Genomic DNA, 23,738 nt, shown 5'->3' with positions numbered 1-23,738 from the left:
AATATTTCGTTGTAATCAGGGGTTTAAACGGTGAAAACAACAAGTTGATTGACAAATCAATAAATAATGGAATCGGTAGCTATTTTGGGCAATTCATAACCTCCATAATCAAAAAACACTTCACCTTCTTTTGGCTTGTCCGTTTGATACGTTTTTTTAATAGGGGTGTTGAGTAAATAAACTATCTGTAATTTTTTGAACCTTTTTAAATGGTCTAGATGTACCTCTTCAAAATTTGTCCCCACAAGATTCAGGTTTTTTAGGTACTCAAGCTTTTCCAAGGTTTCAATGTTTTTACCCGTTATTCTGGTATTGTCCATTTTTAATACCGTGAGGTGGGGCAGAGTACTTAATTTTTCAAAAATGCCATCCGTAATCTGCGTTTCTCCAAGATCTAGGTATACGATCTGATTTTTTACAGAGGACAGCAGATTAAAATCCTTATCCGTAAAAGTGGGTTTATTGATACAGGACACCCGTATAAAATTACTGTTTTCACTTACTTGTTCTATATGGAAACCTTTTTTCTTTATGGCAGAGATAGTATCTTTTGGAATTTCCGCAACCTCTACATCAGGATAGGTATCATCTTTTTTCTTAGGGAAAAACGCATAGAACAATTCCTTTTTTAGGCCTAGTTCCCCTATGGTCTTATCAAAAGAATTCTTATTGGCTATCCATGTCTTAATAATTTCAATTTCTTCTATTGAGGGCTGGGTCTTATCTTTTGGGGGCATGTGGTCTTCATGTTCCAAGGGCAAAATTAATCTGGCATATAGGGCGCTATTATCAGGGTCGTTAGGCTCTATTACTTCTCCGTCTTCCCCGCCTTTCAGAATCCCATTTTCCTCCTCTAATTGTAATTCGCCTTTTTCCTTTTTGGAATTGTGGCAGCTGACACATCTAGTGTTCAAAATGGGCTGGACCAGATCGGCATAGAGAACGGCTTCTTCCCAATTATCTTCGTCCAAAGTAGGCATTTCGTATACTTCAGGACCAATACCCAAAAATGTTTTTATATTGTTAGGTAGGGGCTCAATGAGGTAATCGGACCCGTGGGTGATATTACCTCCTAGATGCCCGGTAAATGATATTAGAAAAAATAGAGAGAGCGATAAAAGCACAATGGGCAATCGCTTTATAAATTCGATATTTGAGGGTTCAGCCAATCGCAGATACATCAACAAACAAAACAGGGCAGTAAAAATGCCCATCCATAAATGAAATTTCACGGTGTCAAAGGAATAACCTTCGCTTTGATACAGCAGGAAGCCGCTCATGCACGCTAAGGTTGCGAAAATAAATCCCCATTTAAATATGATACCAATTATTTTGGACCATTCATTGTTCTTTCTATCATACCATTGCAAAAGTAATCCTGCAATTATGAAACCTATCGGCAAATGCACTACAACGGGATGTAAACGTCCTATTAGTTGTTGAATAACTTCCATCGATTAATTATTTGTTCAATGTTAGGCGTTCTTTTAAGACTTCCTTTATGGCAGGACCAGAAAACATCCCTAATTCCACACAGTCATAACCCTGGGTGTTAGGCGGTTTTAAAAAGTTATCCCAAGTGAATTTGTTTCCCCAATCTTTTTGATAAAATAGGACTGCTAATTGGCCAAGGGAAAAGAGTAAAGATTTAAAAAGTATGATAAATAATCGCATTGTGTTGGTTTGGTTGGTTCTTTTAGGCAAGTATTTCCTGTATTACATGCCCTTCAACATCCGTAAGGCGGAAGGGTCTTCCTTGAAAATCAAAAGTAAATTGTTCGTGGTCAAAGCCCAATAAGTGCATCATGGTGGCATGGACATCGTGTACGGAGACCTGGCCCTCCAAGGCGGAAAAGCCTATCTCATCGGTCACACCCCAACTGGCACCTTTTTTTATGCCTCCTCCGGCCATCCACATGGTAAACGCATCTCCGTGATGATCCCTGCCTTTATAGGCCATTTCCTGTCCTTCCCTGTTTTCCTGCATGGGGGTCCGGCCGAATTCGCCTCCCCAGACTACCAAGGTTTCATCCAGTAATCCCCTTTGTTTAAGATCTAGGAGTAGGGCGGACATGGGTCTGTCTATCTCGGTGCATTTATTTCTAAGCCCTAGATCTACTGCGGTATCGTGACCTGTGCCATGGCTATCCCATCCCCAATCGAACAATTGAACAAAACGTACCCCGTCTTCAACTAGTTTTCTAGCCAATAGGCAATTGTTGGCGAAGGATTCCTTTCCTGGTTGCACTCCGTACATTTCCTTGATATGTTCGGGTTCATTGTTTATGTTCATGACCTCTGGCACTGCTGTCTGCATGCGGTAGGCCATTTCGTACTGATTGATCCTTGCTAAAATTTCGGGATCGGAATATTCATTGAATTCTTTCCTATTGATGTTGTTTATGGCATCTATGGTGCTTTTTTTAAGATTCCGGGTAATGCCTTTGGGGTCATCTATATAAAGTACCGGATCTCCTTTGGATCTGCATTGGACTCCTTGGTAAACTGAAGGTAAGAAACCACTACCCCAGACACTCTTTCCCGCATCTGGTGTTTTCCCTCCGGAGGTAAGTACTACAAAGCCTGGCAAATTTTGATTTTCGGATCCCAAACCATAGGTGACCCACGACCCGATACTTGGTCTGCCCAATCTGGGGCTTCCCGTATGCATGAACAATTGGGCGGGCCCATGATTGAATTGATCTGTGTTTACGGCTTTTAGAAAAGCAACTTCATCTACCACTTTTGAAAAGTGCGGCAGGAAGTTGGACACCCAATTCCCGGATTCACCATGTTGTTTAAATTCGGCCTGAGGTCCCAAAAGTTTAGGTGTTCCCCTAATAAAAGCGAATTTTTTCCCTTCCAATAGGGATTGGGGGCAGGCCTGATTGTTCAGTTTATGTAGTGTAGGCTTATAATCGAACATTTCCAACTGTGATGGAGCGCCGGCCATATGCAGGTAAATAACCGATTTTACCTTGGCAGGGAAAGGAGGCGCCATGGAAGCCAAGGGGTTGATGTCCCTTTCGGTTAAGGCGATCTTTGCGTTGTCCTTGTTTCCCAGAAAGGAATTACAGGACATAAAAAATGAGCCTAGGGCCAAACCGCCCATGCCGGCAACACAATCCTTAATGAAGTGCCTGCGGGTCTTGGCCTGTATTTCCCGTTGTAACTTTTCTTTTATTAATCGGTCCAAACTGTTCATAACTACGATTTTGTTAAAAACTCATCCAGGTTCATGATCGCATTGGCCACTACGGTCAATGCTGCTAAATTGGCATCTGTGTCGGTTTCAAAAGGAATAAATTCCTTAATATTCTTTGGTTTTTCTTGAAAATCGGAAAGGGAAACGTTGTACAATTCCCTTAAAGCGCTCAATTTTTCCTCGCTAAGGTCCGCCAAAACAGCTTTTTTATATCCTGTCCGTATGCTCGAGTCCACATTCTTGCCCTGCCTCATAATTTTGGCCAAATGATAGGCAGTTTCCAGATATACAGGATCGTTTAGGGTAACCAGGGCCTGTAAAGGGGTGTTGGTTACCGTCCTGCGCACTGTTGATACTTCCCTACTTCCTGCGTCAAAAGTCAGAAAGGAAGGGTAGGGGCTGGTTCTTTTTAAATAAGTGTATACTGCCTTTCGGTATTTGTCTTCCCCTTGGCTTTCTACCCAATTGCCACCGTTGTATACAGTTTGCCATATACCTTCCGGTTGTGGTGGCATTACACTGGGGCCGTACATTTTTGTACTCAAAAGCCCGGATACGGCCAAGGCCTGATCTCGAATTTGTTCGGCCCCCAAGCGTATTCTTGGTCCACGTGCATAGAGTCTGTTTTCCGGATCTAAATTGTATAATTTGGCATTGTTCTTCGAACTTTGTCTGTAAGTGCCGGACATTACAATGTCCTTTACCAAGGCTTTAATGCTCCAATTATGCTCGTTCATTAACCTTAATGCCAACCAGTCCAATAATTCTGGATGGGATGGTGGGTCGGATTGCGATCCCATGTCTTCCAAAGAGGCTACTATACCACGGCCATAGATCTGCTGCCATACTCTATTGACCAAGGTACGTGCGGTTAAAGGATTTTCCTTGCTAACGATCCACTTGGAGAACCCCAGCCTATTTTTTGACCATGCATCGTTCCAGGCATGCAGGCTTTGTGGAGTAGCGGGTTGAACAGTATCCGTTTTCATAAGCCAGTTGCCCCTTTCAAAAACCTGTGTGGTTCTTTTTAGGTAATCTGGGTTTTCCACCATAATAGGTAGTGTGGGAGTAATGGTGTTCAACAGTTTCATAAAACTGTCATCAATTTGGGTATATGCCGAATTTTTCTTTGCCTTTATTTCTGGAAGAAAAGCAAACCACGAAATAAAACTCGTGGGACTTTTCGGAGAAATCTTATCGTTATTGGCCTCAATATATAGGTTTAGTTTGTCGTTAGTTTTTTTGAAAGGGAACTTATGAATTTCCCTGTCCTCGGTTTTGTTCGTTGTAAATTGGGCCAAAATTTCTCCTTCCGCATTATCTCTTCTTATGGTTACTTTGGTTCCATCTGTTTCAGAGGAATACTTCATGTACATATAATTGGCACCTTGGGTATAGACATCATTGAGGTAACAGGAGCCATTGTCCCTTAAGGCTAGCCATTTTGTGTCCGCCAAATTTCCGTTGGTATAATTCTTGGCCAAATGGGCATGGTATATCGGTTCAGAATATTGTAAGAAATTGGTATAGTCTTTGGCAACCTCCTTATTCTCGTTTTTAGAAATCCATTGGTATATCTTGTCTACTTCCTCCTGTTGCTCCTCGTTGTAAAATTTCAAATTAGGCTCATCTTCCGATGTGTCCTCATCTCTGGTATTGTTGAAAAATGCCATTAGATTGTAGTATTCCCTATTTTTAAAGGGGTCATAGGTATGGCTGTGGCATTGAACACATCCTATAGTGGTGCTCTGCCATACTTCAAAGGTAGTGTTCACCCTATCAATTAGGGAGGCTACCCTAAATTCCTCGTCATCCGTTCCTCCCTCGTCATTGTTCATTGTGTTTCTGTGGAAAGCAGTCGCTATAAGTTGATCGGCAGATGGGTTGGGCAACAGGTCGCCTGCCAATTGCTCAATGGTAAATTGGTCGTAGGGCATATCGTTGTTTAGGGCTTTTATGACCCAATCGCGATACTGCCACATAGATCTTCCCATATCTTTTTCATAGCCCTTGGTGTCCGCATAGCGGGCATGGTCCAACCACCAACTGGCCCATTTTTCACCATATGCCTCTCGGGACAACAGCTCGTCTACCATATTTTCATAGGTAATTTTGCCAGATGTATAATCATTAAATAGGGAATTGTCCGGTGGGAGTCCGGTAATATCCATGGCCAGCCTTCTAGCAATTATATTAGGCTCTGCGGCCGGACTTGGTATCAGCTCATTATTTTTCAGGGTTCTTAAAATAAAGTGGTCAATTTCATTTTTAATAAACCCTTCAGAATCATTGGAAGAAATACCGGCAGATTGTGTTGCTTCCGGAATTTCAACTTTTTCCGGTAAGGTATAGGCCCAATGTTTGCCCCATTTGGCACCTTGATCAATCCACTTGGTCAATAGTTCTATGTCCTCTTTTGAAAGTTTGGATTTTTTATAGGGCATGCGCAATTCCGGATCATCTTCCCTTATACGCTGAATGAAAGGGCTTTTGGCCGCATTGCCAGGAATAATGGCAGGAACTCCGGATTCGGTATTGGCAAAAGCCTCCTCCTCAAATAATAGGCTAAAACCACCACTTTTTTTAACCCCACCGTGGCAGGTAATACAATTCTTGTTCAGAATAGGTTTTATATCCGCACTAAAATCTACCGTATCCGAAGGTTTAAGAAGGCTCCAAACGGAAATAACAAGTATAATGATGCCGATAAATAGAAGGCCAAATGATACTTTCTTTTTCACGTTAATATTTTAAAATGTTGTTCTTTATCAATGTTTTCAAATCCGTACCTCTTGTCCATAATTGAGGTAGGGTATCAGTAAGGATTTCAGCTATATGCTCTAAAAAGTATAACAATAAGCTTAATAAAATTAGGTGCAATTCAGATCAGGTCTATTTCTAATACTATTTTATCCCAAACTAATACAAATGTTCTTATCAGTTCACCAATATTCACCTTGTTTTAAGAGTTCAATCTCTCCGACATGCAAAATGAAATTATTTTAGGTGATAAAACGGGGGTATTTTCATCAATTATATAGGAAATAAACCCATTCTCTATCAAATACCTATCATTTTTGGATGATTTCTGTCAATACCCCAAGTAATTCGACCTAAATTTAAATTTAAATCAGAATCTTACCCTTATAAAAGTATGAAATTGCAAAGGCATTGACAACATAAAATTACACTAACAGCAGATGATGATGATGATGATGATGATGATGATGATGATGATGATGGGGTACAATATTTTTAGGCGATTCTATCATAAGGATAGAATCGCCTAAAAATTATTGGAAGTTTTTGTTAGTTTCCTTGGAAATTATTTTTTTAGAAGCACCACTTTAGTGTCTCCTTCGGTGGCAACCTTAATCAACTCGTGCTTGGAAAGGGCCTTCATGGATTTATCCCATTTTTTACCGCTTAGTCCCGCTTTGGTCTTAAGGTCATCCAAAGCTAATTTGCCTTCCGGTTTTAAGAGGGCAAGTATCTCTTTTTCTTCCTCGCTAAGATCAACTTGTTTCTTTTCCGGTCTCATTTGAGGGAAGAACAGAACTTCCTGAATGGAAGCGTTGTTGGTCATTAACATAACCAAGCGGTCAATGCCAATACCAATACCACTCGTAGGGGGCATTCCATACTCCAATGCCCTTAGGAAATCTTGATCAATGAACATGGCCTCGTCATCCCCTTTTTCAGATAGTTGAAGTTGCTCTTCAAACCTTTCTCGCTGGTCAATGGGATCGTTCAGCTCGGAATAGGCATTGGCCAATTCCTTTCCATTTACCATGAGTTCAAAACGTTCGGTTAATGCCGGATTGTCCCTATGTTCCTTGCACAAAGGACTCATTTCTTTGGGGTAATCTGTGATGAAGGTAGGCTGTATGTAGTGATGTTCGCATTTTTCACCGAAAATTTCATCGATAAGTTTCCCCACACCCATGCTGTCGTCGGCTTCAATATTTAGTTTTTTTGCAACTTCCCTAAGTTCCACCTCGTTCATCCCGGCAACATCAAAACCGGTATGGATTTTAATAGCTTCCAAAATAGGCACTCTAGGGTAAGGGGCTTTAAATTCTATTTCATTTTTGCCCACGGTAACTTTTGAAGTACCATTGGAGTCAACGGCTACCTTTTCCAAAAGCTTTTCGGTCATGTCCATCATCCAATTGTAATCCTTGTAGGCCACATAAAGTTCCATGACCGTAAATTCAGGATTATGGGTACGATCCATGCCCTCGTTTCTAAAATCCTTCGCAAATTCGTAGACGCCATCAAAGCCACCAACAATCAACCTTTTTAGGTATAGCTCATTGGCCACCCTTAAATATAAAGGAATGTTCAATGCGTTGTGGTGCGTCATAAACGGACGAGCCGCAGCACCTCCAGGAATGGGTTGAAGAATAGGGGTCTCCACCTCCAAATAGCCGGCATCGTTAAAAAACTGACGCATACTATTGGTGATTTTGGTACGCTTTATAAAATTTTTCTTAACGCTTGGGTTTACTACCAAATCCACATATCGCTGGCGATAGCGCAATTCGGGGTCGTTAAATTCATCATAAACCTTACCTTCTGCATCTACCTTTGGTAACGGCAATGGGCGCAAGGATTTACTTAGTAAGGTAAAATTCCTTACCATTACGGTTTTCTCTCCAACCTGAGTGGTGAAAAGCTCCCCTTCAATGCCAATGATATCACCAATGTCCAACAATTTCTTATAAACATCGTTGTACAAGGTTTTATCTTCTCCTGTACAAATTTCGTCCCTGTTAAAATAGACCTGTATACGGCCTTCACTATCCTGTAGTTCGGCAAAAGAAGCCTTACCTTGGATTCTTCTGGACATAAGTCTTCCTGAAAGAACAACCTTTTTACCTTCTTCATAATTCTCCTTGGCCTTTTTAGAAGTGCTATCTACTGGGTATAGAGCGGCGGGGTAGGGGTCGATGCCCATTTCCCTTAACTTGCCAAGTTTTTCCCTTCTAATTACTTCTTGTTCCGAAAGTTGCATATTCTTATAAATTAAGGCTGCAAATATAGGCACTCTCCGTTAATCTATCAATCCAAAAACTGGAATTGATTGTTTTCAAAATAGCGTATCCAAATTATTCCCATTTTCTTGTAACAAAATGCCCGTTTTTTAGTCTTATTAGTGCACTTGTCCCGATGAGGGACAGCACCAAATAAAAATTTAAAAAAGCATGGGTTGTTTTAGGGTCATATTGGCCATTGTTTTTCCACCCTTGGCCGTAATTGGCAAGGGGTGCGGTTCCTTTATTATCGTTTTTCTGCTCACTCTTTGCGGGTGGGTGCCTGGCGTTATTGCCGCCTTGATCATCCTTAACAATCCCAACTAGGGGTTTTAGGTTTGGTTTATGGTCGGAGTTTGTATCTTTGCAAAATGAACAAAAGGATTCTCTTAGAAGATTTGGGATGTAAAGATTACAAGGATACTTGGGATTACCAGGAGCAACTGTTCAAATCTATTATCGACTTAAAAATAAGGAATAGGAGGGAGGGTTCCCAATTGGAAACGCCCAATCATTTTTTGTTTGTAGAGCATCCACATGTATACACTTTGGGAAAAAGTGGTGATATGGATAACCTGTTGGTGGATGAAAACGTACTTACCGAAAAAGGTGCAAAATTCTACAAGATAAACCGTGGCGGGGACATCACCTATCATGGCCCGGGACAGATTGTTGGTTATCCTATTTTGGACCTCGATAATTTCTTTACCGATATTCATAAATACCTGAGGATTTTAGAGGAAATGGTTATTTTGACCCTGGCGGACTACGGTCTTAAGGCGGAGCGATCCAAAGGAGAAACAGGGGTTTGGTTGGATGTGGGTACACCATTTGCCCGAAAAATATGTGCCATGGGCGTACGTGCCAGCCGTTGGGTAACCATGCACGGTTTTGCATTGAACGTGAATGCCGATCTGGGCTATTTTGATCTGATGATTCCCTGCGGCATTAAAGGTAAGGCCGTTACTTCCTTAAATGTGGAACTTGGCCAAAAGGAAGTGGATATGGCCGAGGTGAAGCAAAGACTATTGAAGCATTTTGGGATACTGTTCGAAGCACAACTTATTTCGGCCAAAACTCAAGTGTAGGAGTAGTTAATAATTGGGTAAAACCAAAACTTCTTCCTTCTTATTTTTTTGCTCAATTTTTATCTGAATCATTTTCAGTCCAGGACTTTTCTTTTCCTTGATCCTACTCATTCCGCCTAAATTTCTGGCAAGGGACAAATTAAGTTCACGTGTATTTTATTTTATACTGTCTTTATTGTTTTTTGATATAAACTTTTGGGTCAAGGCTATCGACAAGGAATCTTTGCCCTGGGCATCCAAAGCTTGGGAATAACGGTGATAGGCGTCCCGTAAATTTTGTTTATCAGCCTCGGGCATATCACTCTTGTTCACTAGGTCCAGATAATCGGTAACCATGCCATTGCCGCCCGTTAATGAATCACCAAGGATGTTACCAAGGGTCCTGGCCTGTAGATCTAAAAAGTTATTGGTGGCCTCAGGTTTTTGTTTGGGATCGGTCTGTGCATTGGCGAAGGTAAGGCTAACTAAACTGGCTAATATTATAAATGTTTTTAGCGTTTTCATTATTCTCGATTTTTAATTTTTTACTTTACTTAATGATGACTTTTCACTAAAAGGTTACCCTTTTCTTTATTTCAGGTGTTGTAAATTGTTATCTTATACTAAGGTCAACGTTAAGCCTATTGGCCCATCCTCCAAATAATAGTTGGGTTGGCTTTTCTGTTTTAGAGGACAATGTCCGGTTTACCTTTTTGGCGAACCTGTTTTGTTATATTTTCTTTGGGCAGATGTGAAGCAGTCCACATTCTTCATGGTTGAAGGTAGCGCCTAGGTCCAAAAGAGAACAAGAATAAGCTAACTCTAGTCTCAATGGCGTAGGAAGATGACCTTGGACATATTAAAATTTCGATTGGCCTGAGCATTCATATCATTAATCCTTCAAAAGATTTTCCTATCATTTTTCAAAACCGGTAAGTACACTCCTGCCTATAATATCTCCCTTTTTATTATAGGTTTCCTGTTGTACCATGCCATAACCCTCGGCGAGCCATAACTTATTACTATTCGTCATCTTTACGCCCATTTTAGCCTCGGTATCAAAGGTGATTACATAGCAATCGAAAGTTCCGGCCGGAGTGGTTACGGATTCGCTGCCTATTACTTTTCTGTTGAAAAAATTCATATTCATTTTCATGTTGAGGGGAGGCATCTTAACCGTCATCAATACATCGGCATCGGGTAGAGACTGTCCTGTACTGATATTATTGGGGTATAAAAGATCGGTACCGGTCATTTCCACCTCCATATCCTCGTATTGTCCCATTACCTCTGGCGACATCATGGAGCTGAAATCCACTTTGATCCCGTCATTCGTGCAAGTGACTCCATATTCCGAACTCAAAATCATTTTGCCTTTTTCGTCGTGCATTTCGTAGAACAGGGTAGCAGTATTGCCACTAAACTCCTTTACCACATAATCCATTACTCCAGACACTTTATCTTTCTTGTCATAATTGGTAATTTGGAATTTGGTGCCTTCGTCCATTGGGAAGTATTTGCTACAATCCTGTGAGAAAGTGATTGTGGTTACAAGGCAAAAGCTAAAAATAAAGGTAAGTGTTCTCATATTTTTTATTTAAGATGGATATGTTTTAATGTTATATTTTTTTGAAAACGACACGCCTGTTTTGGGCTTTGCCGTCCGGAGTATTATTATCCCCTATGGGTTGGCTTTCTCCCTTGCCCTGGGTTTGCAGACGGCTGTCTGCAATACCATAAACATCCACCAGGGCGTTCTTCACCGCAGCAGCCCGCTTTTGTGACAAGCTTAAATTGGTGTCTTCAGGGCCATCGGCGTCGGTATGTCCAATTATCATTAGGTTCATTCCGTTTTCTTCCTGTAAAACTTGGGAAATTTGTCGAATGATCCCCATGGATTGTGGTTGGATATTGGCCGAACCCGAATCGAATAGAATCCCATTAGTGGAGACCTCCCCTTCAGAAATTAATGTGCGTCGTAAGTCCAAACCACCTTCGGCAACTTTAATGTTGCTAATGAACACGCGTTCCTTGCCATCCTTAAAATTGTTCATATGAAATTTTAAAGTTTTTAATACGGCCCCTTGGGGTACCATCCTGGGGATATCAATATGTTTTTCTTCGTTTACCCATAATCTAAAACGCTGCTTGTTCACAGCAATGGAAACATGTGGTCTATCTAAAATCTCTTCCCTAAGATCTGCCCTAACAACACTGTAAATTTCTCTTTTGTTATTAATGTGATTGGCCATGGTTATGCCTATTGGGGAGTATTGGCAGAAAGGGATATGGGCATGTACAAAATTGGCGCCGTCTTTAAATTTGTCGTCATCACTTAAAGCTACTCTAAGGAATGCTGTTGAAGACGTCTTATTGTCCAGTCCTAAGGCCAAAATATCAAATTCAATAGTGTATTCCTCAGGCAAATTTGGTATGTCCGGAATATAATAAATGTTGTATCCAGAAATTAATTCCAGCCACTTTTCGTCAGAATCATTCACGGACACAACTTCCCCGCCACCATTGGTGTTCCATCTGGATGGGAAGTCGCCAATGAAATCGTTGGAGAAATCATCAAAAAATAAAGGCTTGTCTCCAGGTACATAGTCAAATTTACTGTATACCTCAATGGTTTTTCTAGTAGTCTGGTTGTCCGTGCCGCCACTGCCGTTGTTTGCACCCACATTTCCGGGATTGTTCTGGCCTGCAGGAGGTAATGGGTTTCCAATTTGTGGGTCTGTTGGCGATTTTTTAGAGCCTGGTTCCAAAATACTGTCCAAGACTTCATCCGTCTTTTTTGTGGTTTCTTGATCAACACGTCTTTCTACAGTCCGCTCTACGGCCCTTTCTGCGCGTTTGCCCAATTTTTTCAATATTTGACCATGTACTTCGCTGCTGACAAAGAATACCAACAGAAAAGATAATATTACTCTGGGGAAAATTTTGAAGCTATTCATAATCTTTAATTTTTATTGTTCTCAATGTATTTTTGTTATAATGTGCTACATGTCAATAAATTAACTAAAATTAACGAAATTTTAGCCTGAGGACCGTAATGGTGTATATCTTGCACGTTTTTATGTATTAATAGTATGGTAACCCCTATGGTTAACATTTGAGTTAAAAAAGTTTTTGAAAAAAGAGGTTCAATGGGGCATGGAACCACCATGCAGTATAGGATTAGTCGTATAAAATTCTATTATTTTTCTTATAAAATTTAAAGAAAAATCTGGAGGATGTTATTTAAGGAGGAAATCTATATTCAAGAATATTTTCTAGTTGATCTTATAAACTATAATCGAGTTGTCCTGGTCTTTTGCCACCAGTTCCAATTTATGGTCATTGTCCATATCAATTAGGTCGATACTGGAATTCCCGGGAACTGGAAAGTTGGAAATGACTTCAGCCTGACTGTCGAAAAGATAGATTTTTTGGTTCTGTATATCCGTAACGCTAATGTATATTTTGTCGTTTAAATAAAATATTCTAGGCTTTGAATACACCCCAAGGTCCAATTCCACTTTTTTGCTCCTTATGGTCAGTATATTATCGTTCATTAAGGCTAATGTATTGCTTGTGGCATCTATACCATGATCCGGGAGCAGATTTAGATTGGCTGTAGTTGTTTTACCTTTTTCGTCAATTTGGAATAGACGTCCTTTGGTGTCGGTTACCGTAAACTTATTTTTATGGAGAAGTACCTCGTTGTCGGAAAAATTTATTTTGTCTTTCACGTTAACACGGTTATCACCTGTCCTAGATAATATTTTTAATACTCCACCTTCTTGTTTCATTACCAAGTAGTCCTTTTTGCCAACCCTAAAATGTTTGGGTGTGCCTAGAATGGGATTTTCTGCCTTGGTGTACTTAAAGCCATTCACAATCTGTCCCAAACGATTGTACATAAACACTTTTGTTCCCTGGGCAACTACAAATCGATAGTCCTTTTTACGGTCGTAATCAAATACGGCCAAAGGGTTTAGATTCCCTCCTTCGTATGAGAAGTTAAAGGGTGGTACATCTTTTCCATTCCTATCTACTATAAGAAACTCATTATCGGTAGTGAACGCCAATTGTAAACGGCCATTTTTGTATAGGTCTACCTGTTCCACACGTCCTTGGATCCTACCTTTTAGTTGTTTTTTCCATATTACCTTGCCGTCGGTAGAAATTAGATATAGGTTGTTGTCCTGGTCCTGAACTATAATTTCGTCTTTATTAGTCCTATGATTTTTTACAAATTGAGGAGGAGTAACTATTTCAGTATCCAACTGTAGTGTGAAATAGGGAATAGTCTTGTTCAGGGTGGTTTCGTGGGCTATTTTTTGAAAAAGTATATTGGTGTGATGGAAATTATCATCAGAGACCATTTGGGCAGCAAACGAATACTCCGAAAGGTCTTTGGTCTTAATATCCTTGGTAATCTCTTTGTCAAAATAGGTATCTAAAAAATATTCAACACCATCTGCATTTGACACAAAAAGCATGGAAGATTCGTCTGCCAATTGCTCTTTTGCCGTTTTATAAACTGATGTTTTTTCAAAAGTGGAAGCATTTTTAAAATTACCAATGAAGGTCTTAAGGGTTTCCGATGAGGAGGAGAACACAAAGGCATTTTCTACGATGGTATAATATTTGGCTTCGAAATCTTGTACTAAAGGATTAAAATAGTGATTAAGGAAGTCGGACTTGGAAAGCTCAACAATTTCATTGCCCTGGTATTCTTCGGATGCCTTTTCCAGTTTATCCAGATAGTTCAGTATATTCTCGGAACCGTAAGTGTGATGAATTACAGCCTTTTCATTGTTCATATAAACAAAACCAATTTCTTCCACTGCCTTAAAAGTGGTGTCAATAACTATGGAACGGTCCAGATATTTTTTTTGGTTCAGCGCAAAGTTTTTATAATTGTCGAAGGTGTAGGCCATAATGGCATCGGCAGCCATTGGAGCAAGATTAGGAGTTCTGGGGGTTAAGGCATGGCTGTCCCTAAAAAGATTACTGTAGTTTATTATGGAATCATTGGCCATGCTAATACCACTGAGTTTTATATGGTCTTTATTGGTGTTAAAATCGAGGGAAACCCAATCTGTAAATTTCGAAATGTCAGCCTTTTGTGCATCGGCAAAAATATGGGCTAGTAATGGGTTGCTTTGTTTGGTGTTTACAAAAACATTTGCACTACTCTGATTATTGGCGATCTGATTAAGTTTATTTAATGATTCGTTAACCATTAAATCCTTTTCATTGCGAAGAATATTTTCGATCAACATTTGTGCTGAGCTTACTATTATTTTGTCATTCAATACAGTAGAAAAGAAAGTAGCCCCATCCACACTGTACTTGTTAAAGTTTTTTCCTTCATAGCTAATATTTTCTACAACTTTATTGCTTTCATCATCAATTTGGAATAGGTCGTCGCTTTTTTGGGTAATAAAGAGCAATTCAAAACTTTCCTTGCCCAATTCTACGAATGCCAAAATACTTTCACCATTGGGTTGAAGGTATTTTAGAGCCTTAAGTTTGTCTAATACGGAGGTATAGGCCGTGGTAGCGGATAATGTCTTGATCAGGTCGCTGTTTTCCAGTTCACTGGTAAAGGAGGGTTTGTCGTTGATTTTTATGATAATGGCACTGTTCTGTGGAACGAAGTAGAGTAGTGGCGAGGTTTTAGTGCTTTGTTCTGTACATCCGAAGGTGAGTAAAAAAAGTACAGCAATTAATTTGAATTTCATAAATAATGCTTTGAACAAATTTAAGATTTTTATAAGCCCAGTTTCAATTGATCCGGTAATTGTCTAAAAGTTTTTCTATGGTATTTCGTTAAACCGTATTTCCTGATGGCTTCTCTATGTTCCTTGGTGGGATAACCCTTGTTTTTTTTCCAGTTGTACATGGGGTATTCCAAGTCAATTTTTTCCATGTAGGCATCCCTATAGGTTTTGGCCAGAATGGAAGCGGCAGCAATGCTTAGGTATTTGCCATCTCCTTTAATTATGCAGCAGTGGGGAATGTTGTGGTAGGGATTAAACCTGTTGCCGTCAACAATAATCAATTTTGGATTTACAGTTAATTGATCAAGGGCTTTGTGCATGGCCAAAAAGGAAGCGTTTAAAATATTTATTCTGTCTATTTCTTCAGGGAAAACCTGGGCAACCGCATAGGTCGTGGCATTGGTTTCTATTATGGGTCTTAGGAAATCGCGTTTCAAAGCAGTCAATACTTTTGAATCATTTAGGGTGTCATTTGCAAAATCTTTGGGCAAAATAACGGCTGCGGCCGTTACGGGTCCTGCAAGGCATCCTCGACCGGCTTCATCGGTTCCGGCTTCTAAAAGGTATTTGTATTTGGCTTTTAACATTTAAGGTTTTCTAAAAGTATTACAGGGTAAGGAAAACTGTTTATAGGACCTTGACAAGACGAATCCTAGCAGCAAGTGATTTTACTTACGACCACAGATGCCAAATATAAAAATTTAAAAAAAAAGGATTTGTGCCCAATTGAATCTAATTTATATGGAGCTAACATTATCAATTATAGTCCCTTATAGATTAGGAATTGAGGAACTTTTGGTAATTTTTTATTGGAATAGTAATAAGTAAACAACCAATTTTTTATGGCCAAATACAGTTTTGAGGTATGGTTTTTATGTTAAAAACCAATTCAAAATGCACTATTACAAATAAAGTAGGAATAATCTGATGACAATATTAGCGGTATATGGGCTTATTTTTGATCTATTGATTATGAATTGACTTAATAAATAACAATTAAACAATAATAGGGATTTTTTTAACATAAAATATTCATGTTGTTAAAAAATTTAGGTTTTTTTAAGATTTTTTCACAAGTTTGTGGTTGACTAATTCTTAAAAAAAAGTAAATGAAATCAAAACTAACTTGGATTTTAGCTCCGATTATGGGGTTATTAATGAGTTTTTCCTACGCACAGGAAAAAACAATTTCCGGTACGGTGACCGACCAAATGGGTCTAGCCTTGCCTGGGGTAAACATTTTGGTCGAAGGGACCACTACAGGAACACAAACTGATTTTGATGGTAATTACACCATTCAAGGTAGTGAAGGACAAACGTTATTGTTCAGCTATATTGGACAAATGAGTGTAACAAAAGTAATTGGAGCATCGTCCACAATTAACGTGGTTATGCAAGAGGATGCCCAGGCCTTGGAGGAAGTAGTAGTAACTGCTTTGGGTATTTCAAGGGACAAAAAATCCTTGGGATATTCTACACAGGAAGTTCAGGGAGAGGATTTGAATACTGTTAAGAGTGGAAACTTCGTAAATGCACTTTCAGGAAAGGCCTCTGGTATACAGATTAAAAAGAACAACAACTTAGGTGGTTCCACCAATGTGGTTATTAGAGGAAATGCCTCATTGACCGGAAGCAACCAGGCCTTGTTCGTTATAGATGGTGTACCTGTAAACAATACCAACACCAATTCAAAGTATCAAGGTGAGGCAAGTGGTAACTATTATGATTATGGAAATACTGCTTCCGACATAAACCCAGATGATATTGAGTCGGTAAACGTTTTAAAGGGAGCTGCCGCTTCTGCCCTTTATGGTTCTAGGGCGGCCAATGGGGTTATTATGATAACCACTAAAAAAGGAAAGGATGCCCAAGGAATTGGCATTACCGTTAATTCTGGAATGACCTTTGGATCTATAGATAAAAGTACTTTTGCCAAGTATCAGGATCAATACGGTGCTGGATACGGGGCATATTACGACGGCCCAGGCGGATTCTGGTACGAAGAAGATATTACCGGTGACGGAATTGATGATCAGGTAGCGCTGTATACCGAAGATGGTTCTTATGGAGCGCCTTTCGATTCAAGTTTGTTGGTGTACCAATGGGATTCTTTTGATCCGGATTCACCCAACTATAGAACAGCTACCCCTTGGGTGAATGCCAAGAACGGACCAATAACATTCTTTGAAACGCCTATAACAACAACCAATTCCGTTTCTTTTGCACGGTCTTATGATGATGATGGGTCTTTTAGATTAAATTACACTCGATTTGATCAAAGTGGTATTATGCCGAACAGTTCCATAAATAAGCATAATTTTTCGATGAGCGGTTCTTTTAAATTGACAGATCGATTGACCGTTACCGGATATTCAAATTATATCAATACCAAAGCGCTCGGCCGTAATTCTACAGGTTATAACGATAACCAAATAAGTAATTTTAAGCAATGGTGGCAGACTAACGTAGATCTTAAAGATTTAAAGGACATTTATTTTGATACTAAAAGAAATGTTACTTGGAACCCAGCTACAAGCGAAGCCGGTTCGGCACCAATATTTTGGGATAACCCGTATTGGTCACGTTACGAGAATTACCAAAACGATAGTAGGAATCGTTTTATAGGTAATGTTTCTTTGAATTATGAATTCACAGACTGGTTAAACTTTACTGCAAGGGCAGCTACCGATACCTATTCTGAGATACAGGAGGAGAGAAGGGCCAATGGTAGTGTGCCTACAAGCTTTGGTATTCCTGATAGCGCTGGAAACAGAGGAAATGTGGATTCTGGATACGGTAGAAGAAACTTGGACGTTACGGAAACCAATTACGACTTTATGTTTAATTTTCAAAAGGATCTTTCCGAGGATTTCAACCTAAAAGGAATAATTGGAACCAACATTAGAAGGAGTGATTTTCAATCCATCTATTCTGCTACAAGTGGTGGGTTGAGTGTACCTAAACTGTATTCTTTACAAAACAGTAATGGTCCTCTTGCACTTCCTGTGGAAATTGCTGAAAAAATAGGAGTAGACGGTATTTATGCCAGCGCTTCTTTGGGCTATAACAGTATGATTTTTGTTGATGCAACTATTAGAAGGGACCACTCTTCTACTTTGCCAGCAGATAATAGTACTTTTTACTATCCTTCTATAGCCACAAGTTTTGTATTTACAAATCTTCTTAATGCTGATTTCATCACTTTTGGTAAATTAAGGGCCAACTATGCAGAGGTAGGTAACAGTGCGCCTTTCGATTTTCTATACGACACTTATAATGTTAATATTCCACCGGGGTCACCAAGTACTTCTGTGGACAATCAAAAAAAGAATCCCGATTTAAAACCGGAGAAAACGGAGAGTTTTGAGGTTGGATTGGAGATGAAATTTTTGCGCAACAGATTAAGTTTTGATATGGCATATTACCAAACTAATTCCGTTGATCAAATTTTTGGAGTTCCAGTATCAAGGGCTACTGGTTTTGAGGAAAAAATCCTAAATGCTGGTGAAATTGAAAACAAGGGGCTGGAACTTTCCATTTCTGGAAATCCGGTAAGAACGGATAATTTTAGTTGGACAGCCATGGTCAACTGGACGAAGAACAAAAACGAGGTAGTATCATTGGAAGATGGAATCCAGACTTTGCAGTTAGGGGATTTCCAAGGAGGAGTGACCCTCAATGCCGAAGTAGGAAAACCATACGGTGTCTTATATGGTACGGACTATACATATATTGATGGGCAGAGAGTAGTTGATCCGGCTGACGGGCAATTTATAAAAACGTCTACTTCGGATCAAACCATAGGAGATACTAACCCAGATTGGTTAATGGGGATATCCAATAAATTCAACTACAAAAATCTCTCTTTCAGCTTTTTGATCGACATACAACAAGGAGGAAGCATTTTTTCCTTGGACCAATATTATGGTCTTGCCACTGGCTTGTATGCAGAGACCGTATTTATAAATGATTTGGGCAATCCTGTTAGGAATACCTTGGCCGACGGCGGAGGTTTTATCAATGAAGGTGTTAATCCTGATGGTGCAACAAACACTTCTAGGATCCAAGCAAGTAATTATGGTGCTTTTGGATACAGAAGAGGCTTGCCGGATAAGGCATTTGTCTATGACGCTAGCTATGTAAAACTTAGGGAAGTGTCATTTACCTATAATTTACCTAGCAAATTATTGACCAATACCTTCTTGACCAATGCTAGTTTAAGCCTTATTGGGTCTAACCTATGGATAATAAACAAAAACATTCCACATGAAGATCCGGAAGGAGGTTTGTCCGCTGGTAACCTTCAGGGGTATTCCGTTGGTTCTTTGCCAACCACTAGGGATTTCGGTTTCAATCTTAAATTACAATTCTAAAAAAAAATTAAAATGAAAAAACTAGCAATATTAATTACTGCCGTGATTTTTGCTTCTTGTTCCAGTGATTTGGAAAGTCTGAACGAGAACATCAAGGATCCTTTGGCCGTACCAGGTGAAAGTTTGTTCACAGGGGCGCAGAAAAGCTTGGTAGACCAAGTGGTCGATTTGAATGTGAACAACAATAATACCAAACTTTGGGCCCAATATTTACAGGAAACCACGTATACGGACGAAAGTAACTATGATCAGGTGACCAGAACCATTCCTGCAACACATTGGAGCATATTGTACAAGGATGTTTTAAAGGATTTGGATGAGGCCAAGATAGTTATTGAGGCAACAACCTACTCTACTCCAGAGTTGGAGGCTTTGAAACCTAATAAATTGGTTATTATTGAGATTCTTAATGTTTATGCATACAGTATCTTGGTGGAAACATTTGGAGATGTTCCTTATACAGAAGCATTGGATATTGACAATCTTCTTCCCAAGTACGATGATGGCGAAACAGTCTATAAGGATTTGATCGGTAGATTGACCGCCGCGATAAGTGCTTTGGACGAGAGCAATGAAAGTTTTGGTACAGCGGATAGAATATATGGGGGCGATGTGGCAAAATGGAAAAAATTCGCAGCTTCCCTGAAATTAAGAATGGGTATTGTTTTATCGGATGTAGATGCGGCCTTCGCTAAAACCACTGTAGAAAGTGCGGTTGCAGCAGGTGTGTTTACTAGCAACGAGGATAATGCTGCATATGAATATTTGGGATCCGACCCCAATACCAATCCCATTTATGATAATTTGGTTTTAAGTGGAAGGAAGGATTTTGTTGCGGGAATGACCATTATAGATATTATGCAGCCAAGAAGTTATGAGTACTTGGAAGATTCCAATGAGGATGGTGTCATCAATGATGAGGATGATCCTACCGTAGTACCTGGATCTGTCAGTAGTACCGATCCAAGGATGAAGTATTATTTTGCATCCAACATAGATGCGGATCCTTCAGTTGAACAGGTGGTGTATTTTGGAGGGGAAATAGGTAATCTTGCAAATTATTCCTCGCATACCCATGTAAATGCCCAGATGGAGGAAGCTACTTTTCCTGGTATAATTTTAGACTATTCCGAGGTAGAATTATTGCTTGCAGAGGCTAGGGCCAGGTTATTTGAAGTCGGTGGTACGGCCAAGGAACATTATGACGCTGGTATTACGGCCTCTATCCTTGATTGGGGTGGAACTGAGGACGAAGCAACAACGTATTTGTCTCAGCCCAATGTAGATTATGACTTGGCTATTTTGGCAAGTACGGCTACTACGCCTTGGAAAGAAGTAATAGGGACCCAAAAATGGATTGCGCTCTATAATAGGGGATTGGAAGCTTGGACATCCATAAGATTATTGGATTATCCACTTATGGCGACTCCAGTAGAGGCGGTTTCCGGTTTTCCTAATAGATATACCTACCCAATTATAGAACAGTCCTTGAACGGGGCCAATTACGGTACCGCTTCTTCTGCTATAGGAGGTGATGAAGCAGAGACCAAACTTTTCTGGGATTTGAACTAGAATAGACTATAATTTTAAGTCTTAAAACCTGCAGGTGTCCCCTGCAGGTTTTTTTGTTGCCAGAATGGGAATTGGTGTGTTTTGGAATTGGCTAATAGGATTTCCAAGATTTAAGGGATACGGCTATCATTAATTTTGGAACGCCTGATAAGGTATTGTTTTCCTGTTTTTTAAACTTTCACATTTCATTAAGGACAAAAAAATTAACTTTGTCAGCGTAAGTTCGTAGCATGAGATATTTGTTGACACTTTTAATAGTGTTTTTTAGTCAGGCCATTAGTGCACAAGAAGATTCCATTCCCCCTTCAAGGAACGAGGGGGAGGCCGGTATGGAGCGTAAGGTTAAAAACCTTAAACCTAAAAATAATGGTGAAGAAAAGGGTCAAGAGGTAACTATAAAGGATTACAAGATTATAAGTTACGAGAGGGATACTACTTTTTTGGACACTACGATCTCTATCCAAAAGGAATATAAATACAATTTTCTACGAAGGGACGATTTTGAGCTAATGCCTTTTGCCAATGTAGGGCATCCGTATAATAAATTGGGAGTTAATTTTGATGTAAAGGATACCTATCCCAAATTGGGTGCCAGCGCGAAGCATTATAATTACATGGAAGCTAGGGATGTTAATTACTACAATGTGGCAACCCCTATGAGCGACCTAATGTTTAAGACCACCTTTGAGCAAGGACAGCTTTTGGATGCATTATTGGCTTTCAATACCTCAAGAAGATTGAATTTTTCAATCGGATTCAAAGGTTTTAGGTCCTTGGGCAAATATCAATATAGTGATGCCGAGTCGGGAAATTTTAAAATGACGGCCAATTACGTATCAAAGGATGAGCGCTATAATTTAAGAACGCACATTGCTGCCCAGAATTCCGCCACGGAGGAAAATGGTGGTTTGTCCAATAAGGAATTGCAATTTGAATCTGGTGATTCCGATTTTAGCGACCGTTCCAGATTGGATGTGCTTTTTTCCGATGCCACCAACCGTCTATTGGGTAAAAGGTATTATTTGGATCATCAGTACATTCTATTTGGCAGTAAATTAGATTCGGGTAAGACCAGGACAACTTCTTTGGCACTTGGGCATGAGTTTAATTATGAGACCAAATACTATCAATATAATCAAACCGCCCAAAACGAATATTTTGGGGATGGCTATGAGTCCAGTATTACGGATAAGGCTAGCTTAAAAACGACTTATAATCAGGTCTATGCCCAATTTTCCAATAAGACATTAGGTGTATTGACAGGGCTCATTAATCATTACCACTACAGCTATTTTTTTAATTCGGTATTACAAACACCTACCCAGCTTATCCAAAGCCAGCTAAGGGGCGATGAAATCTCTGCCGGTGCCAAATATGTAAAGAAGATTGGCGGTTTTCAGTTGAATGGCTCAGCCCAGGTCAATATCTCGGGGGATTTGTCAGGAAATTTATTGGATGCCTTTGCCAGTTATGACATTAATAAGAACAACAAGCTTAAATTTTCCATACACTCATCTTCACGTATGCCCAATTTTAATTTCCTTTTATATCAAAGTGATTACAGTAATTACAACTGGCAACATACGGGAGACTTTAATAAGATAAACAATAACGGTTTTCAATTTGATCTGGAATCCAAGGTTTTTGGCAATGTAATGGCTAAATACACTTCTTTGGACAATTACAGCTACTTTGCTTCAGATCCCGCGGAAACTGTGGTCGAAGGTGCGGAACAGGCATTTATTAAACCGTTTCAGGAGGGTAATACCATTAATATTCTTAAGGTCAAATATGCTAAGGAATTTAAATGGAAGGGGTTTGCGCTCAACAATACGGTAATGTATCAGGATGTACCCCAGACCAATAATGTTTTAAACGTACCGCAGGTGGTCACAAGAAACACTTTGTATTATTCGAACTTCGGGTTTAAAAAGGCCTTATACTTCCAAACAGGGGTGACCCTTAAGTATTTTACGTCCTATAATGCGGATGCCTATAATCCGGTGTTGGGGGAATTCTATTTACAGAACCAGGAGGAATTGGGTGGTTTTCCCATGTTAGACTTTTTCATTAATGCCAAGGTGCAGCAGACTAGGATATTCTTAAAGGCCGAGCACTTTAACTCTTCTTTCTCTGGTAATAATTTTTATGCTGCTCCCAATTATCCTTATAGGGATTTTGTGATTCGATTTGGACTGGTTTGGAATTTCTTTTCTTAGGTAAATTTCCTTTTTTGCGTGTGCTGCCTTGTTGCAATATGCTTGTTGACAGGGCGTTGTGCGCGCCCTTGAAAAAAAGGAAAAAAAAGTTTCAAAAAACCCTTGTGGATTTAAAAAAGGGTGGTAGATTTGCACCCCGCTAACGAAGCAATGTCGGAATTGGCGGAAAGGGTGTTTGGAGCGCCACGTTCATTAAAGTTACTGTTTCGGATCTACTGGCAAAAAGAAAAATAAAATTTTTTCGAAAAAGCTTGTCGGATTAAAAAAAGGCTGTACATTTGCAGCCGCTTTGGGAAACAGGGCGAACGATAAAAGAGAAATAAGTTCATTGATATATTGTAAAGACAGCGCGCCACATTTCCGGAAACGGGGATGTGGTGCAGAAAAAGAAATCGAAAGAACGGGCCGGGAAGATATCTCATATGGTTGATCGAAGTTATATAAGAATCAACGATGAAGAGTTTGATCCTGGCTCAGGATGAACGCTAGCGG

At 39.7% G+C, this 23,738-nt stretch carries 14 protein-coding genes; 5 read left to right on the top strand and 9 right to left on the bottom strand.

Features of this window, described 5'->3' with window-relative positions; genetic code table 11:
• Positions 1–56: 56 nt before the first annotated feature.
• From MWU78_RS20280 to lysS, 4 genes are all read right to left on the bottom strand, one after another.
• Entirely contained in the window at positions 57–1,454 is a 1,398-nt protein-coding gene (locus tag MWU78_RS20280) for a c-type cytochrome domain-containing protein (protein WP_247001245.1), read from the bottom strand.
• A 242-nt stretch (positions 1,455–1,696) separates the two neighbouring features.
• Entirely contained in the window at positions 1,697–3,205 is a 1,509-nt protein-coding gene (locus tag MWU78_RS20275; RefSeq protein ID WP_247001243.1) for a DUF1501 domain-containing protein, read from the bottom strand.
• A 2-nt stretch (positions 3,206–3,207) separates the two neighbouring features.
• Positions 3,208–5,946, bottom strand: coding sequence for a PSD1 and planctomycete cytochrome C domain-containing protein (locus MWU78_RS20270; RefSeq protein ID WP_247001241.1), 2,739 nt, complete (start codon positions 5,944–5,946; stop codon positions 3,208–3,210).
• Positions 5,947–6,530: 584 nt separating this feature from the next.
• Positions 6,531–8,222 (bottom strand): lysine--tRNA ligase, encoded by a 1,692-nt coding sequence (gene lysS / locus MWU78_RS20265; RefSeq protein WP_247001239.1) that lies wholly within the window; start codon positions 8,220–8,222, stop codon positions 6,531–6,533.
• Between the two features lie 190 nt (positions 8,223–8,412).
• Here lysS and MWU78_RS20260 point away from each other — a divergent pair, with 190 nt between their 5' ends.
• Entirely contained in the window at positions 8,413–8,568 is a 156-nt protein-coding gene (locus MWU78_RS20260; RefSeq protein WP_187588110.1) for a YqaE/Pmp3 family membrane protein, read from the top strand.
• 44 nt (positions 8,569–8,612) lie between these two features.
• Entirely contained in the window at positions 8,613–9,329 is a 717-nt protein-coding gene (gene lipB, locus MWU78_RS20255) for a lipoyl(octanoyl) transferase LipB (RefSeq protein WP_247001237.1), read from the top strand.
• Positions 9,330–9,485: 156 nt separating this feature from the next.
• Here the strand turns inward: lipB and MWU78_RS20250 are convergent, their stop codons facing one another.
• The 5 genes from MWU78_RS20250 to MWU78_RS20230 all read right to left on the bottom strand — a co-directional run bounded on the left by MWU78_RS20250 (position 9,486) and on the right by MWU78_RS20230 (position 15,669).
• On the bottom strand, positions 9,486–9,833 hold the full coding sequence (locus MWU78_RS20250) for a hypothetical protein (protein ID WP_247001235.1): 348 nt from the start codon (positions 9,831–9,833) through the stop codon (positions 9,486–9,488).
• Between the two features lie 391 nt (positions 9,834–10,224).
• A complete protein-coding gene (locus MWU78_RS20245; RefSeq protein ID WP_247001233.1) occupies positions 10,225–10,896 on the bottom strand; it encodes a DUF3108 domain-containing protein in 672 nt (223 codons plus the stop codon).
• 31 nt (positions 10,897–10,927) lie between these two features.
• Positions 10,928–12,265, bottom strand: coding sequence for an OmpA family protein (locus MWU78_RS20240; RefSeq protein WP_247001230.1), 1,338 nt, complete (start codon positions 12,263–12,265; stop codon positions 10,928–10,930).
• A 318-nt stretch (positions 12,266–12,583) separates the two neighbouring features.
• The gene (locus MWU78_RS20235) at positions 12,584–15,043 is read right to left on the bottom strand and encodes a ribonuclease HII (RefSeq protein ID WP_247001228.1); all 2,460 of its coding nucleotides are present in this window, start codon (positions 15,041–15,043) and stop codon (positions 12,584–12,586) included.
• Between the two features lie 29 nt (positions 15,044–15,072).
• The gene (locus MWU78_RS20230; protein WP_247001226.1) at positions 15,073–15,669 is read right to left on the bottom strand and encodes a ribonuclease HII; all 597 of its coding nucleotides are present in this window, start codon (positions 15,667–15,669) and stop codon (positions 15,073–15,075) included.
• Between the two features lie 522 nt (positions 15,670–16,191).
• Here MWU78_RS20230 and MWU78_RS20225 point away from each other — a divergent pair.
• The 3 genes from MWU78_RS20225 (at position 16,192) to MWU78_RS20215 (ending at position 23,246) form a co-directional block, all read left to right on the top strand.
• A complete protein-coding gene (locus MWU78_RS20225) occupies positions 16,192–19,455 on the top strand; it encodes a SusC/RagA family TonB-linked outer membrane protein (protein WP_247001224.1) in 3,264 nt (1,087 codons plus the stop codon).
• A gap of 12 nt (positions 19,456–19,467) precedes the next feature.
• On the top strand, positions 19,468–21,027 hold the full coding sequence (locus MWU78_RS20220; RefSeq protein WP_247001222.1) for a SusD/RagB family nutrient-binding outer membrane lipoprotein: 1,560 nt from the start codon (positions 19,468–19,470) through the stop codon (positions 21,025–21,027).
• A 230-nt stretch (positions 21,028–21,257) separates the two neighbouring features.
• On the top strand, positions 21,258–23,246 hold the full coding sequence (locus MWU78_RS20215) for a putative porin (protein WP_247001220.1): 1,989 nt from the start codon (positions 21,258–21,260) through the stop codon (positions 23,244–23,246).
• The last annotated feature ends 492 nt before the right edge of the window (positions 23,247–23,738 follow it).

Origin of the sequence: Arenibacter sp. F26102, assembly GCF_023015865.1 — a bacterium.
GTDB lineage: Bacteria > Bacteroidota > Bacteroidia > Flavobacteriales > Flavobacteriaceae > Arenibacter.
The sequence above is the reverse complement of the archived record's forward strand: the minus strand, read 5'-3'. Positions and strand labels throughout refer to the sequence as shown.

Bases quoted from the DNA above. Each gene is read 5' to 3' on its own strand.
- MWU78_RS20215 (WP_247001220.1), top strand. From the start codon at position 21,258: ATGAGATATTTGTTGACACTTTTAATAGTGTTTTTTAGTCAGGCCATT.
- MWU78_RS20240 (WP_247001230.1), bottom strand. From the start codon at position 12,265: ATGAATAGCTTCAAAATTTTCCCCAGAGTAATATTATCTTTTCTGTTG.
- MWU78_RS20220 (WP_247001222.1), top strand. From the start codon at position 19,468: ATGAAAAAACTAGCAATATTAATTACTGCCGTGATTTTTGCTTCTTGT.
- MWU78_RS20280 (WP_247001245.1), bottom strand. From the start codon at position 1,454: ATGGAAGTTATTCAACAACTAATAGGACGTTTACATCCCGTTGTAGTG.
- lipB (WP_247001237.1), top strand. From the start codon at position 8,613: ATGAACAAAAGGATTCTCTTAGAAGATTTGGGATGTAAAGATTACAAG.
- MWU78_RS20245 (WP_247001233.1), bottom strand. From the start codon at position 10,896: ATGAGAACACTTACCTTTATTTTTAGCTTTTGCCTTGTAACCACAATC.
- lysS (WP_247001239.1), bottom strand. From the start codon at position 8,222: ATGCAACTTTCGGAACAAGAAGTAATTAGAAGGGAAAAACTTGGCAAG.
- MWU78_RS20260 (WP_187588110.1), top strand. From the start codon at position 8,413: ATGGGTTGTTTTAGGGTCATATTGGCCATTGTTTTTCCACCCTTGGCC.
- MWU78_RS20225 (WP_247001224.1), top strand. From the start codon at position 16,192: ATGAAATCAAAACTAACTTGGATTTTAGCTCCGATTATGGGGTTATTA.
- MWU78_RS20230 (WP_247001226.1), bottom strand. From the start codon at position 15,669: ATGTTAAAAGCCAAATACAAATACCTTTTAGAAGCCGGAACCGATGAA.
- MWU78_RS20235 (WP_247001228.1), bottom strand. From the start codon at position 15,043: ATGAAATTCAAATTAATTGCTGTACTTTTTTTACTCACCTTCGGATGT.
- MWU78_RS20275 (WP_247001243.1), bottom strand. From the start codon at position 3,205: ATGAACAGTTTGGACCGATTAATAAAAGAAAAGTTACAACGGGAAATA.
- MWU78_RS20250 (WP_247001235.1), bottom strand. From the start codon at position 9,833: ATGAAAACGCTAAAAACATTTATAATATTAGCCAGTTTAGTTAGCCTT.